Raw genomic sequence first — 13,886 nt, 5'->3', positions numbered from 1 at the left:
ATATCGATGGGCCTCGAAAGGAAGATGATCCAGCCATGCACATGGTGTGGAGATTCCCTGAAGACGGCATTCCGGCGGCTCCACCACGCCCCGCTCGGCACCGCCCTGCGGCAACGGCGTTACTGATTGGGCGTCATGTCCGGTATCGGCAACGGGCGCTTCTCGATGGCGGCCGCCATCACCTCGGGGAACAGGTCCGGGGTGCAGGCGAAGGCGGGTGCGCCGAGCGCGGCGAGCGCCGCCGCGTGCTCCCGGTCGTACGACGGCGCGCCCTCGTCGGACAGCGCGAGCAGCGCCACGAACTGCACACCGGACGCCTTCATCGCCGCCACCCGCTTGAGCATCTCGTCGCGTATGCCGCCCTCGTACAGGTCGCTGATGAGCACCACCACGGTCTCGCTCGGCCGGGTGATCAGCGACTGGCAGTAGGCGAGCGCCCGGTTGATGTCGGTGCCCCCGCCGAGCTGGGTGCCGAACAACACCTCGACCGGATCGTCCAGTTGGTCGGTGAGGTCCACGATGGAGGTGTCGAACACCACGAGTTTGGTGGCGATCGACCGCATCGAGGCCAGTACGGCGCCGAACACGGATGAGTAGACGACCGAGGCCGCCATCGATCCCGACTGGTCGACGCAGAGCACCACGTCCTTCTTCACCCCCTGCGCCGCCCGCCCATAACCAACCAGCCGCTCGGGCACCACCGTGCGGTGTTCCGGAAGGTAGTTCTTCAGGTTGGCGCGTATCGTGCGGTCCCAGTCGATGTCGTGGTGCCTCGGCCGCCGAACGCGTGCCGAGCGGTCCAGGGCGCCGGTCAGCGTCGCCCGGGTGCGGGTGGCCAGCCGCGCCTCCAGATCGGCCACCACCTTGCGCACCACGGTCCGTGCCGTCTCCTTCGTGGTCTCGGGCATCGCCTGGTGCAGCGAGAGCAGCGTGCCGACCAGATGAACGTCGGCCTCCACGGCCTCCAGCATCTCGGGCTCCAGCAACAGGGCGGAAAGACCCAGCCGGTCGATGGCGTCGCGCTGCATCACCTGCACCACGGAGGTGGGGAAGTACGTACGGATGTCGCCCAGCCAGCGGGCCACTCTCGGTGCAGAGCCGCCCAGTCCCGCCGAGCGGCCCGCGTCGGACTGGCCGCCGCTGCCAGCACCGCCGTAGAGCGCGGCGAGGGCGGCGTCCATCCGCAGGTCCCGGCCGCTCAGCGGGCATCCGGTGCCGTCCGCGTCGCCACCCAGCACCAGGCGCCAGCGGCGCAGCCGTTCCTCGTTGGTCGTCATGCGCTGCTCCCCTCCGTGTGATCGCCAACGGCGCCCGCCCCCAACAGCAGTCGCAGCGTGGGCAGTACGGCCTCAGCGCGGGCCTCGTCGAGCCCCGCACCGAAGCCGTTGCCACCGCCCTCGACCATCCGCCGCCCGCCCCTTGCTGGTCCGCGGCGCGCCAACTCCCCCACCGTGCGCCGAACACCGGGCTCGAACTCGGCGAACGTCCGCCGCACAAGCGGAAGTACATCGCTGAACGCCTCGTTTGGCACCGCGCCCAGCCAGCCGTCGACCAGGGCCAGCAGCTGCTCGTCGTGCACCAGCAGCATCCCGCCGCCGGACAGGAAGCCGTCCAGCCAACCGGCGGCGTCCCGCGGCGCGCTACCGGGCGACAGGGCCAGCCCCATCAGCCGGGCGGCCCGTGCCGCGTCGAACCGTCCTTCGTCCAGCAGCAGCCGGGCCGCCCGGCCGCGTATCGCCCCCGGCACCGTGCCGTCCCGGGTGGCCAGCGAGGTCAGCACCGCCGTCCAGCGCTCGCCCAGCCGTTCGGCCGCCAGCAGGCCGATCGCCGAGTGCACCGCGTCCAGATGGCCGCGCATCTCGGCGGCGCCCGCCTCGTCCAGCGCCGCGCAGGCGGGCGGTAGGCCCACACAGATCCGCAGCGCGAGGCCCTCGGCGACCTCGCGCAGCGCGGCCGCGTCGGTGCCGCGTACGTCGCCGTAGCGCGCGGAGCGCACCAACGCGGGCAGCGCTTGGGCGAGATGGCCGACGTCGGCGTCGAGCGCGGCCTTGTCGGCCAGCACCCGCAGCACGGTCGGCAGGGCGTCGGGCAGCGCGGCCAGCAGGCACCGTTCGGCCAGCGCGGTGACCTCGGCGAGCCTGGCGGCGGCCACGGCGGTGTCCTCGGCCTTCGCCGTGGCCGCCGACTCGACCGTGGTGCCCCATACCCCGGCCTCGGCTACCCGCACCGCCAGTTCCGGCTCCCAGCACAGCCGCCAACTCTCCCGGAACGTACCGGCGTTGGCGGTGCGGGAGCGGACCGGTTCACCCCAGGGGACGCCTAGCAGGGCCAGCCGGTGCAGCAGCCGGCTGCGGGCGGCGTCGTTGTCCTGGCGCAGGTCCAGGTCCAACTCCCGCTCGGCGGCCTCCGGTTTGAGCCGCAGCGCGCGCTGCTGGCGGGCCAGGTCGCGGGCGAGCGGTACGGCGGGAGAGGTGTCGGGGACCTCGCCGAGTTCCTCGCCCACCACCAGGCGGTCGTGGATCAGCGCCAGCGGCACCTCGGATCCCTCGCACATCACCGCCCGCACCGCGTCCATGGTCTCGGCGAGACCGGCCAGCGGTCGGCCGCGCATCGCGGCCAGCGTCTCGGCGAGCCGGACCGCCTCGATCACATGGGCGGACGACACCTGGCGGTCCTCGGCCCTCAGCAGCCCGGCGACCCTGGTCATCCATCGCACCAGGGGGCGGTCCGGGGCGGTGAACAGGTGCCGGTACCAGCCGGGTGAGTCGATTCCGGCGCCGTAGCCGCTGCGGCGACGCAGCCTGCGGTGGGTCCACGGCACCCAGGTGACCTCCGTCTTCACCTTGGGCAGGCCACGCAGCGTGCGCCGGTCGGCGGTCACGGTGGCCGGGGCGGCCAGCGCGGGTACGTGCCAGGCACCGCAGACCACGGCGACGCGGTCGTGCTCGCGGGTGGCCTCACGGATCCGCAGCCGCATATGGGCCTCGCGCACCGCGTCACGGGGGTGGCCACCGTCCGCGTGCCGTTCCCGCAGCGCGGCCATGGCCTCGGCGAGCACGGTGAACGGGGCCAGCGGGTCGCCGTCCGGGCCGCCCTCGGCGCGGTGCTCCACCACGTCCTCCCACCAGCGCTCCGGGTCGTCGTGTCCGGCGGCCTGGGCGAGCACCGCCAGCGGATCGACCCGTACCGCGGCCTCGTCGGCGCACTCCTCGTCGGGGGTGTCGTCGTGCAGGGCGAGGGTGTGGGCGGCGGGCAGGTCGATGAAGCGCACCGGCACCCCCCGGGCGAGCGCCCAGCGGACCGCCACCCACTCCGGCGAGAACTCGGCGAACGGCCAGAACGCGGCCCGCGCCGGATCGTCCACCGCGTGCGCCAGCAGCGCCACCGGTGGCCGCAGCCCCTCCCGCGCGATGCCCACCACCGCGTCCGCCTCGGGCGGTCCCTCCACCAGCAGCGCCCGCGGCTGGTACCGCTCCAGCGCGGCGCGCACCGCTCGCGCGGAGCCCGGCCCGTGGTGCCGCACCCCGAGCAGCAGTGGCCGCTCGGCGGCCCGCCCCGGCGCGTCGGCGCCCGCGTCCTCGGCACCCGCGTCCTCGGCAGCGGGCGGCACGTCGGGGCCCGGGACCGGCGAACGCGCACCGTCCTCTTGTGCGGGCGGCGTCTCCGGTTGTGCGGGCGTCGTCTCCGGACCGCCCGCGCACCGCAGGGGCGCTCGTCCTTCCCTGGTCGGTGGCGCAGGCTCGGCCGGGGGCGCGGTGCCGCCCTTCTGTGGAGCCGCGCGCAGTGCGGTGTTCATGCGCTCACCTCGCGGCAGGCGCGGTAGAAGTCCTTCCAGCCGTCGCGCTCACGCACCACGGACTCCAGGTATTCCTGCCAGATGACCCGGTCCGCGGCCGGGTCGCGGACCACCGCGCCCAGGATCCCGGCCGCGACGTCGCCGGGGCGCAGCACCCCGTCGCCGAAGTGCGCGGCCAGCGCCAGGCCGCCGGTGACCACGGAGATCGCCTCGGCGGTGGACAGCGTGCCCGAGGGGGACTTGACCTTGGTACGGCCGTCGGCCGTGATGCCGTCGCGCAGTTCACGGAAGACGGTGACGACGCGGCGGATCTCCTCGGTGCCCTCGGGCACCGGCGGCAACTCGATGCCACGGCCGATCTGGGCCACCCGCCGCGCGACGATGTCGACCTCGTCCTCCACCGTGGCGGGTAGCGGCAACACGACCGTGTTGAAGCGGCGGCGCAGCGCGCTGGACAGATCGTTGACGCCGCGGTCCCGGTCGTTCGCGGTGGCGATGAGGTTGAAGCCGCGCACCGCCATCACCTCCTCGCCCAACTCCGGTATCGGCAGGGTCTTCTCGGACAGGATGGTGATGAGCGTGTCCTGCACGTCGGCAGGGATACGGGTCAGCTCCTCGACCCGGGCGATGCCGCCGCCGGACATCGCGCGCATCACCGGCCCCGGCACCAGCGCGGCCCGGCTGGGGCCGTGCGCCAGCAACTGGGCGTAGTTCCAGCCGTAGCGGATCGCCTCCTCGGGCGTGCCCGCCGTGCCCTGGACCAGCAGGGTGGAGTCTCCGCTGACGGCCGCCGCGAGGTGCTCGGACACCCAGGTCTTGGCGGTGCCGGGCACGCCGAGCAGCAACAGGGCGCGATCGGTGGCGAGGGTGGAGACGGCGACCTCGATGATCCGCCTCGGGCCCACGTACTTGGGGCTGATGACGGTGCCGTCGGGCAGCGTGCCTCCCATGAGATAGGTGGCCACCGCCCACGGCGACAGCCGCCAACGGGCGGGGCGCGGGCGGTCGTCGACGGCCGACAGCGCCTTCAGCTCCTCGGCGAAGGCGTCCTCGGCATGCGGGCGCAGGGCCTCTTCGGACATGGCTCCCCCAACGTTCGTCCCAGACAGGAAACTTGTGCGGTCTCAGGTTGCACGAGGCCACTGACAATCCCGGTTGGCGCGGGAAATCCGCAGGTCAGCGCCGATTGTCAGTGGCGGCTCGTAGCGTCGTGGGCATGGAGGACACCGAGCAGCGGTGGTCGGTGGAGCAAGTGCTCGCACTCGCTCCTGACGCCGCGTCACAAAAGGCCGGTACCCGGCTCGCCGCGCCGGGACCGTGGACCGGCACGGGCACGTCGGGGCCGTCGGGGGACGGCGGCGGTGCGGTGGTGTGGGGGCTGTGCGCGGGCAGCGGCAGCAAGCCGTACCGCACGGCCGTCGACCTCGCCGGTCCGGCGTTCAACTGCAGTTGCCCGAGCCGCAAGTTCCCGTGCAAGCACGCCCTGGCGCTGCTACTGCTGTGGGCGCGCGGCGAGGTGCCCACGGCCACGGATGAGGGGACGCCACCGCAGTGGGTGGCGCAGTGGCACGCCAAGCGCACGGCGGCGGCGCGCGAGAAGACCGCGCGCGGCGCGAGCGCGGCGGCTGATCCCGCGGCGGCTCGCAAGCGCGCCGAGCGGCGCGCCCAACGGGTGGCGGCGGGCGCGACGGAACTTGAGGCGCGGCTGGCCGACCAGTTGCGCAGCGGCCTGGCCATGGGCCGGGAGGAGCAGCGCGGCTGGGAGGGCGTCGCCGCCCGCATGGTCGACGCCCAGGCCCCCGGACTCGCCGCGCGTGTACGGGACTTGGCGGCGATACCGGCGTCGGGCGGCGACTGGCCGTCGCGGCTGCTGGAGGAGTACGCGATGCTGCACCTGCTGGCCCGCGGCTGCCTCAACCTGGACTCGCTGCCAGGTCCCCTGGCCGACACGGTCCGCTCCCGGCTCGGATTCACCACCGCCAGCGCGGAGTTGCTGGCCGGGCCGACGCTCCGGGACAGCTGGCTGGTGCTCGCCCAACAGGACAGCGTGGAAGGGACGATGACCACCCGCCGCATCTGGCTGCTCGGTGCGCGCAGCCGCCGTGCGGCGCTGCTGCTCTCGTTCGGCGCGGCGGGCCGGGCGCCGGAGGTGACGCTGCCGGTGGGCCGGTCGCTGGAGGCGGAGCTGGCCTACCACCCCGGCGGCCTGCCGCTGCGCGCCGCGCTGGGCACCCGGTACGGCCCGCCGACCGCCGGGCAGACACCGCCTGGCGTGCCGGTCCAAGAGGCGCTGACCGGGTACGGGGTGGCGCTGGGCGCCGATCCCTGGCTGGACGAATGGCCGGTGGTACTGGCCGGGGTGGTGCCGATACCGGACCAGTGCGGCTGGCAACTGGCCGACGCGGAAGGGGACTCAGCGCTTCCGGTGGACCCGCGGCGGCTGGGGCGGCCCGGCCTGTGGCGGCTCGCCGCGGTCTCGGGCGGTCGTCCGGTCACCGTCTTCGGCACCGTGGGACACCGGGGCTTCACCCCGCTGACGACCTGGTCGGCGGCGCGGCCGGTAGCGCTGTGACGGGCTTCGCCGCGCTTCGGCGGCAGGCACGAACAAAGGGGGAACCATGACCATCACCGAGCACACAGCACCGGCCTGGGAGGAGCTGGTCTCCGCCGCGCTGCTGGGCACCACCCGGCGCAGACCACCCATAGAGGTCGGTGCCGAGCCCGTCGATCCGGCGGGGGCGCTGCTGGACGCGGCGGCCGTCGCCACCGTGCGCCGCCGCGCCGGACTGCGCCCGGCCCGTAGCGCGCCACGCCCCGCGGTGGCACCGGACGATCCACGTCCGCTGCCCCCACCCGCCGCCCGGTCCCGTCTCCGCGACCTGCTCAACGACCGTACGCACCACGGTGGTTCAGGCGGCGGACGGCGCGGCGCGGCGCCCAGCCTCGCCGAGTTGCTGCCGCAGTGGCTGGCGGCAGCCGGACGGTATGGGTACCGCGCCCCGGACGCGGTGCTTCCGGACCTGCTGGACGCCGCGCGGGCCCGCACCGACCTGCGGTCCGACGCACTCGCGCTGGCCGGTCCGCGCGCCCTGTGGCTGGCCGAGCTGAACCCGGAGTGGAAGTTCGCCCTGCGCTCGGGCAACCGGGGCGCCGCCGGGGACGCCGCAGCAGACCCGCGGGCGGCCCAACGGTTGTGGGACGAGGGACTGTTCGCGGAGCGCGTGGCGCTGCTCACCCGCATCCGGGAGCGCGATCCGGCCGCCGGGCTCGCGCTGCTGAGCGGCACCTGGGCGAAGGAGCGGGCCGAGGATCGGCTGCTGTTCCTCGACGCGCTGCGCACCGGTCTCGGCCCGGACGATGAGCCGTTCCTGGAACAGGCGCTCACCGACCGCAGCCGCAACGTCCGCGCCACCGCCGCCGAGCTGCTGTCCGCGCTGCCCGGCTCGGCGCTCTCCCACCGCATGACCGAACGGGCCCTGGCCTGCGTCGCGTTGGACCGTACGGGGGTCGGTCCACGCATCGTGGTCGAGGCGCCGCACGCCTGCGACGCGGCGATGGAACGGGACGGGGTGACCGCCACCCCGCCGCCGGGGCGCGGTGAACGGTCCTGGTGGCTGGGCCAGTTGGTGGAGGGCGCGCCACTGGCCATATGGCGGGACCGGTTCGGGGGGCGCACGCCGGAGCAGATAGCGGCGCTGGAGGTGGCCGACGACTGGCAACCGGACCTGCACGCGGCCTGGTGCCGGGCGGCGGTGCGGCAGCGGGACGCGCGGTGGGCCCGGGCACTGCTCGGGCCGCCGCCGGTACCGGCCGGTGCGGTGGCCGCCGTCGGGGACCCGGCGAAGCTGCTGTCCGTGCTGCCGGAGGACGAACGGGCGGTTTGGGTGGCCGAGTTCATCGCCGGGCACGGCCTGTCGGAGGCGTTCCAGTTGCTGGGCGCGTGCGCGGTGCCGTGGGCGGAGCCGCTGGGGCGGGCGGTGGTCGACGCGTTGGACATCGCGCGGGAGGCGGGCAGCTACCCGTGGAGCTTCAGCGGTGTGATGGGGTTGGCGGAGCGCTGCCTTGACCCGGGGCTGGCGGAACGCCTGGAGCCGCTCACGGCGACCGCGGAGGACGGTTCGAACGCGTCTCCCGGTTCCGGGGCGTACTGGTCGGAGGCGTTCCAGCGGTTGGTCACCACGCTTCGGCTACGGGCGGCCATGCTGCAGGAGCTCGCGGGCTAGCGCCATCCGCCCACCCGTTTGCGCTCAGCCTGTGCGGTGCCGTTGCGCACAGCCGGTGCGGGTTGCGCTGCGCGCAAGGGCGCGGGCGGGTGGGCGAGTCCCGAAACGTCCGGCGGGCAGCGGCTACGCCGCTTGCCTCACGTTCTCCCGTACCCACGCCACCGCGTCGCTGGTCGGCGTCCCAGGAGTGAAGATCGCCGCGACCCCCAGCTCCTTGAGCGGCGGAATGTCCGCCTCGGGGATGATCCCCCCACCGAACACCTTGATGTCCGCCGCGTCCCGTTCCTTCAGCAGCTCGATCACCTTGGCGAACAGCGTCATGTGCGCGCCGGAGAGGATGGACAGACCGATCACGTCGGCGTCCTCCTGGATGGCGGTGTCCACGATCTGCTCCGGGGTCTGGTGCAGACCGGTGTAGATGACCTCCATGCCCGCGTCGCGCAGCGCCCGGGCGATGACCTTGGCCCCACGGTCGTGACCGTCGAGACCCGGCTTGGCCACCACCACGCGGATCGGACCGGACACACCCATCACTGCCTCCATGCCATGCCATCGCTGCGACCGGGAGCGCCATCGGCTCCAGCGTGAACGAACGTTATCTACAGCATCGCGCACCCGGCAGTTTCGCGGCGCCAAGGGAGGGGGAAATCACACGTGGGACACGTTCATTCGAGCGTCGGCCCGCATCTGCGCCCTCGTCGTCCGTAGCGCCTCGTCCGTAGCGCGCCACCCGTAGCGACCGGGTGGTGGCAGGCGGGCCGCTCGTCTACCTGGGGAGCCGCAGCCAGGTCGCCGTACCCCCGTGCCGCCAGCCGCACGGCACGGCGGTACGGCTTTGCCCGCCGAGCCGTCGGTGCGGGCGGGGCCGAAGGGCACCACTCGGCGACCCGCAGGGGCCGCGGGGGGCCAGGCCTGTCTTCCCGGCACCGAAAACGGGGAGGTCGGGCCATGGTTGATCTGTCCTTGACGGACCTGGGCTGGCGCAGGCTGCTGCGCTCGCTCGCCCTGCTGCGGGCCACCGGAGTGGAGCTGGTGGTGCTGGCCGGGCACCTGCTGCTCTACCCCACCGGCGTCCTGCAGGAGCGCACCGCCGACCAGCGCGGCACCGCGGGCGGCGACGCACTCGCGGAGCGCCGGATTCCGGCGGCACCCTGCGGTCCGCCCCCCGTGCTGCTGCTGCACGGCTTCGTGGACAACCGGTCGGTCTTCGCCCTGCTCTCCCGCAGCCTGCGGCGGAACGGCTGGACCACCGTGCAGGCGCTCAACTACTCACCGCTGACCTGCGATGTGCGCGACGCGGCGGCGTTATTGGCCGAGCAGGTGGAGCGGCTCTGCGAACTCACCGGCCACCAGCGGATCGACATCGTCGGACACAGTCTGGGCGGCCTGGTCGCCCGCTATTACGTGCAGCGGCTGGGCGGCGACGCCCGGGTGCGTACGGTCGTCACCCTCGGCACACCGCACTCCGGGACCCGCGTCATACCGTTCGCCAGCCCGCATCCGCTTATTCGGCAAATGCGGCCGAATTCCGAACTGCTGCTCGAACTCGGGAATCCGGCGATTGGCTGCCGTACCCGCTTCGTCGCCTTCTGGAGCGAACTCGACGAATTCATGGTGCCCGCCGAAACAGCTCGGCTCGACCATCCCGACCTGACCGCCCACAACGTCCGGGCGCCCGCCATCGGACATCTGACGTTCCCGGTCAACGGCGCGGTGGTGGCGGCGATTCAGCAGGCGCTGAGCGCGGACGAGGAGCACGGCGGAGCAGTGGACGCCGCATGACCCCGGGCGGTCGGATGTTCTTCGCGCGCCTGCCCGAACCCGCGTGGAGATTGTCGGCATCCGGTAGGGCGGGATACAGTCGCCGCTGATTCCTCCGATGCCGAGGCGAAAGCGAAGTTTTGGTGGACGAGTACGGCACGTACGGCTACGACGGGTATTCCACCGGGGCGTACGAGACCGGCACGTATGCGCACTTCGACAGCACGGCCGTCGCATATGCCCCGGGCAGCGCATATGACCCGTATACCGGGCACGGGGATTACCAGGTCCACGACACCGGCGGCTACCCGGTATTCCACACATACGACACCGGGACGTATGAGACCGGCAGTTACCCCGCCGATCCACAGCACATCGCCGACTACACAGCGGTGATGACCGGTCCCGCCGAACCAGCACCGGCCGAGCCCCCCGCCCTGACGCCGCAACCCGAGCCCGCCGTACGGCAGTCCAGCGGACCGGGGCGTCGGCGGCGCACCGTCAGACGCTCCCGGCGGTCCGCGATGCTCACCGTCGGCGTGCCGTCGATGGCGGTCATGGGAGTGACCGCCGCCGCGGTGAGCAGCGTCGCCGCCGGCCACCACGAGGGCACGACGCCCCAGGCCGAGCCCGCCCCGGCCAAGGCCGCGGCCGGCAAACTCGACCAGCAGTTGTCCGATGTCAGCCACGGCGCCGATGACTTCGCCAACCGGGCCAGCCGCGCCCAGCAGCGCCTTGACCTGAGGAACCGGCAGGCGCAGGAGGCGAAGCGGAAGGCGGCCGAGGCCGCCCGCAAGGAGGCGATGCGGCCGAAGTTCGTACTGCCCGTCACCCAGCGGGGGTTGAGCGCCTACTTCGGCCAGGCGGGCATCAACTGGATGTCGGTGCACACCGGTATCGACTTCCCGGTGAGCGACGGCACCCCCGTCATGGCGGCCACCGACGGCACGGTGCGCACCAAGTGGAACCCGTCCTACGGCAACATGGCCATAGTCACCGCTCCCGACGGCACCGAGACCTGGTACTGCCATCTGAGCAGTACCAAGGTCCGCACCGGCACCGTCCGTGCGGGCACGGTCATCGCCTACTCCGGCAACACCGGCAACACCACGGGCCCGCACCTGCACTTCGAGGTCCGCCCGCACGGCGGTGAACCGGTGGACCCTCTACCGTGGTTGACCTCCCACGGCCTGGACCCGCGCTGAGCGCTCCGCTGGGAGTGCGACGATACGCCGTCGGTCATCTGCGGCACCGTTGTGGCTGGTCGCGCAGTTCCCCGCGCCCCTTCGGGGCGCTGCCGAAACCCAGCGGAGCGTCAGAGCTTCTCGACCGGCGCGTACCGCAGCAACAACCGCTTCGGCTTGTCGTCCCCGAAGTCCACCGTCGCCTCGGCGTTGTCCCCGCTGCCCTTGACCGCGACCACCGTGCCGAGCCCGAACGAGTCATGGGTGACCCGGTCGCCGACCGCCAGCGAGACGACCTGCCGCTCCTTCGCCCGCCGAGTGGCGAACCCGGACGGCCCCGCCTTGCCGGTGCGCCCGGCCGACAGCGCAGCGGACGCGGCGGACACCGACGGCGCCGAACCACCCGTCCGCTTCCACTCGATGAGCTTGTCCGGAATCTCCTCAAGGAACCGCGACGGCGGGTTGTACGACGGCTGGCCCCAGGCGCTGCGCATCGCGGAGCGCGTCAGGTAGAGCCGCTCGCGGGCGCGGGTGATGCCGACGTACGCCAGGCGGCGCTCCTCCTCCAGTTCCTTGGCCTGGCCGAGCGCGCGCATGTGCGGGAAGACGCCGTCCTCCATGCCGGTCAGGAACACCACCGGGAACTCAAGCCCCTTGGCGGTGTGCAGCGTCATCAGCGTTATGACGCCGCCGCCCTCCTCCTCGTCGGGGATCTGGTCGGAGTCGGCGACCAGCGCGACCTGCTCAAGGAAGTCCGACAGCACGCCTTCCGGCTGCTCCTGCTCGAACTCCAGGGCCACGGCGGCGAGTTCCTGGAGGTTCTCGATCCGGGTCTCGTCCTGCGGATCGGTGGACGCCTGCAACTCGGCGAGATAGCCGGTCTGTTCGAGAACGGCTTCGAGCACGGTCGCCGGTCCCGCGCCGGACTCGACGATGGTGCGCAGCTCCTCCATCAGCTCGTTGAACCGCCGGACGGCGTTGACCGAGCGGGCCGCCATGCCGTACGCCTCGTCCACCCGGCGCAGCGCCTGGGGAAAGGTGATCTTCTCGCGCAGCGACAGCGCGTCGATCATCGCCTCCGCGCGTTCGCCGATGCCGCGCTTGGGGACATTGAGGATCCGACGCAGCGGAACGCTGTCCTCCGGATTGGCCAGAACGCGTAGGTAGGCCAGGACGTCCCGGACCTCCTTGCGCTCGTAGAAGCGCACTCCGCCGACGACCTTGTACGGCAGCCCGACCCGGATGAAGATCTCCTCGAAGACCCGGGACTGGGCGTTGGTCCGGTAGAAGACCGCCACATCGGAGGGTTTCGCCTCGCCCGCGTCACTGAGGCGGTCGATCTCCTCGGCGACGTACTGCGCCTCGTCGTGCTCGGTGTCGGCGACATAGCCGGTGATCACCGGTCCGGCGCCCGCCTCGGTCCACAGGTTCTTCGGACGGCGGCTGGTGTTGCGCTCGATGACCGCGTTGGCGGCGGACAAGATGGTCTGCGTGGAGCGGTAGTTCTGCTCCAGCAGGATCGTGGTCGCCGTCGGGTAGTCCTCCTCGAACTGGAGGATGTTGCGGATCGTCGCACCGCGGAACGCGTAGATCGACTGGTCCGCGTCACCGACGACGCACAGCTCGGCGGCGTCGTCGCCGCTGCCGACCAGCTCGCGCACCAGGGTGTACTGGGCGTGGTTGGTGTCCTGGTACTCGTCCACCAGCACGTGCCGGAAGCGGCGCCGGTAGTGCTCGCGGACGTCTTCGAACGCCTGGAGCAGGTGGACGGTGGTCATGATGATGTCGTCGAAATCCAGCGCGTTGGCCTCGCGCAGCCGGGCCTGGTAGAGCGCGTACGCCTCGGCGAGCTTCTTCTCGAACGGGTTCTCCGCCCGGGCGGCGAACGTCTCCTCGTCGATCAGCTCATTCTTGAGGTTGGAGACCTGGGCGCTGAACGACTTCGGCGGGAACTGCTTGGGATCCAGGTCCAGATCGCGGCAGACCAGGGCCATCAGGCGCTTGGAGTCGGCGGCGTCGTAGATCGAGAAGCTGGAGGTGAAGCCGAGCTTCTTGGACTCGCGGCGCAGGATGCGCACGCACGCGCTGTGGAAGGTGGACACCCACATCGCCGCCGACCGCGGGCCGACGAGCTGCTCCACCCGCTCCTTCATCTCGCCCGCGGCCTTGTTGGTGAAGGTGATCGCGAGGATCTGGCCGGGGTGCACATGGCGCGCCGCGAGCAGATGGGCGATCCGGTGGGTCAGCACCCGGGTCTTGCCGGAGCCCGCGCCGGCGACGATGAGCAGGGGGGAACCGGAGTGCACCACGGCGGCGCGCTGGTTCTCGTTCAGCCCCTCCAGCAGGGCCGACGGGTCCACCACGGGGCGCGGCGCGCCGTCCCGGTAGTACGTGTCGCGCAGCGTGCCCAACGCGTGCGGCGGCGTGTCGTACCGGCCCCCGAACAGGTCGTCCGGGAGCGCTTCCGCCGGGTGCTCGTCCGGCGGCGGAGGGTGTTCCTCGCCCGGCTCCATGGCGGCCATGTCGGCCAGGAAACTGTCATCGAAGAGGCTGCTCATCGTCCACCGAGTCTAGGCCGCCGCACCGACAGCCCGGGCCGGGACCGGTGAACGCGCCCGGGAACACGCTCGGCGACGGGTCGCACACAGGATCACGGAATGGTTGCGGACAAATCACGCACGGACTTCACACCAGCCACACGAGTTCGCTAGCGTGCTCGACCAGGCGTCCGTTCCCCCAACTCGGCGACCGCGCCGAGGCGTACGCCTCCGCTGAATCCGGCCCGTCCGGAACCGGGGACCCATCCGCACCACCTGGGGGTGAATCGGCACGCGCGGCCACCGCGCGGGCCGTAGGGCAACCTTCCGACCGCCCGAACCCGACAGCTAACCCGGTAAGCGGTCCACGGAAGGAGCGCCCGCG

At 72.4% G+C, this 13,886-nt stretch carries 9 protein-coding genes and 1 riboswitch; of the genes, 4 read left to right on the top strand and 5 right to left on the bottom strand.

Translation table 11 applies throughout. The features are described from left to right. Positions 1-119: 119 nt before the first annotated feature. The 3 genes from NON19_RS26885 to NON19_RS26875 are packed head-to-tail and all read right to left on the bottom strand — an operon-like array spanning position 120 to position 4,878. Positions 120-1,277: a VWA domain-containing protein gene (locus NON19_RS26885; RefSeq protein ID WP_255931690.1), complete on the bottom strand. Its 1,158-nt coding sequence runs from the start codon at positions 1,275-1,277 to the stop codon at positions 120-122. Next, positions 1,274-3,796, bottom strand: a complete 2,523-nt coding sequence (locus NON19_RS26880) for a DUF5682 family protein (protein ID WP_255931689.1) — start codon at positions 3,794-3,796, stop codon at positions 1,274-1,276. Before NON19_RS26880 ends, NON19_RS26885 begins: the two co-directional genes overlap by 4 nt. Then, positions 3,793-4,878 carry an ATP-binding protein gene (locus NON19_RS26875; protein ID WP_255931688.1) on the bottom strand — a complete coding sequence of 362 codons (1,086 nt, stop codon included), beginning with the start codon at positions 4,876-4,878 and terminating at the stop codon, positions 3,793-3,795. Before NON19_RS26875 ends, NON19_RS26880 begins: the two co-directional genes overlap by 4 nt. A gap of 134 nt (positions 4,879-5,012) precedes the next feature. Between NON19_RS26875 and NON19_RS26870 the strand changes: the two genes are divergently transcribed. Beyond that, a complete protein-coding gene (locus tag NON19_RS26870; RefSeq protein ID WP_255931687.1) occupies positions 5,013-6,368 on the top strand; it encodes an SWIM zinc finger family protein in 1,356 nt (451 codons plus the stop codon). A 46-nt stretch (positions 6,369-6,414) separates the two neighbouring features. Beyond that, positions 6,415-8,019, top strand: a complete 1,605-nt coding sequence (locus NON19_RS26865) for a DUF5691 domain-containing protein (protein ID WP_255931686.1) — start codon at positions 6,415-6,417, stop codon at positions 8,017-8,019. Between the two features lie 123 nt (positions 8,020-8,142). Here NON19_RS26865 and icmB read toward each other — a convergent pair whose 3' ends face one another. Then, the gene (gene icmB, locus NON19_RS26860; protein WP_255931685.1) at positions 8,143-8,550 is read right to left on the bottom strand and encodes a coenzyme B12-dependent isobutyryl CoA mutase small subunit; all 408 of its coding nucleotides are present in this window, start codon (positions 8,548-8,550) and stop codon (positions 8,143-8,145) included. Positions 8,551-8,967: 417 nt separating this feature from the next. Here icmB and NON19_RS26855 point away from each other — a divergent pair, with 417 nt between their 5' ends. Further along, the gene (locus tag NON19_RS26855) at positions 8,968-9,801 is read left to right on the top strand and encodes an esterase/lipase family protein (protein ID WP_255931684.1); all 834 of its coding nucleotides are present in this window, start codon (positions 8,968-8,970) and stop codon (positions 9,799-9,801) included. A 122-nt stretch (positions 9,802-9,923) separates the two neighbouring features. Next, on the top strand, positions 9,924-10,985 hold the full coding sequence (locus NON19_RS26850; RefSeq protein WP_308213739.1) for a M23 family metallopeptidase: 1,062 nt from the start codon (positions 9,924-9,926) through the stop codon (positions 10,983-10,985). 110 nt (positions 10,986-11,095) lie between these two features. On the opposite strand, the gene pcrA is transcribed toward NON19_RS26850, so the two are convergent. Beyond that, the gene (gene pcrA, locus NON19_RS26845; protein WP_255931683.1) at positions 11,096-13,522 is read right to left on the bottom strand and encodes a DNA helicase PcrA; all 2,427 of its coding nucleotides are present in this window, start codon (positions 13,520-13,522) and stop codon (positions 11,096-11,098) included. Between the two features lie 201 nt (positions 13,523-13,723). After that, positions 13,724-13,879, top strand: a riboswitch (cyclic di-AMP (ydaO/yuaA leader). Positions 13,880-13,886 lie beyond the last annotated feature (7 nt).

The organism is Streptantibioticus rubrisoli (genome assembly GCF_024436055.1).
Taxonomy (GTDB): Bacteria; Actinomycetota; Actinomycetes; order Streptomycetales; family Streptomycetaceae; genus Streptantibioticus_A; species Streptantibioticus_A rubrisoli.
This window is presented reverse-complemented; position numbering and strand designations above follow the sequence as displayed.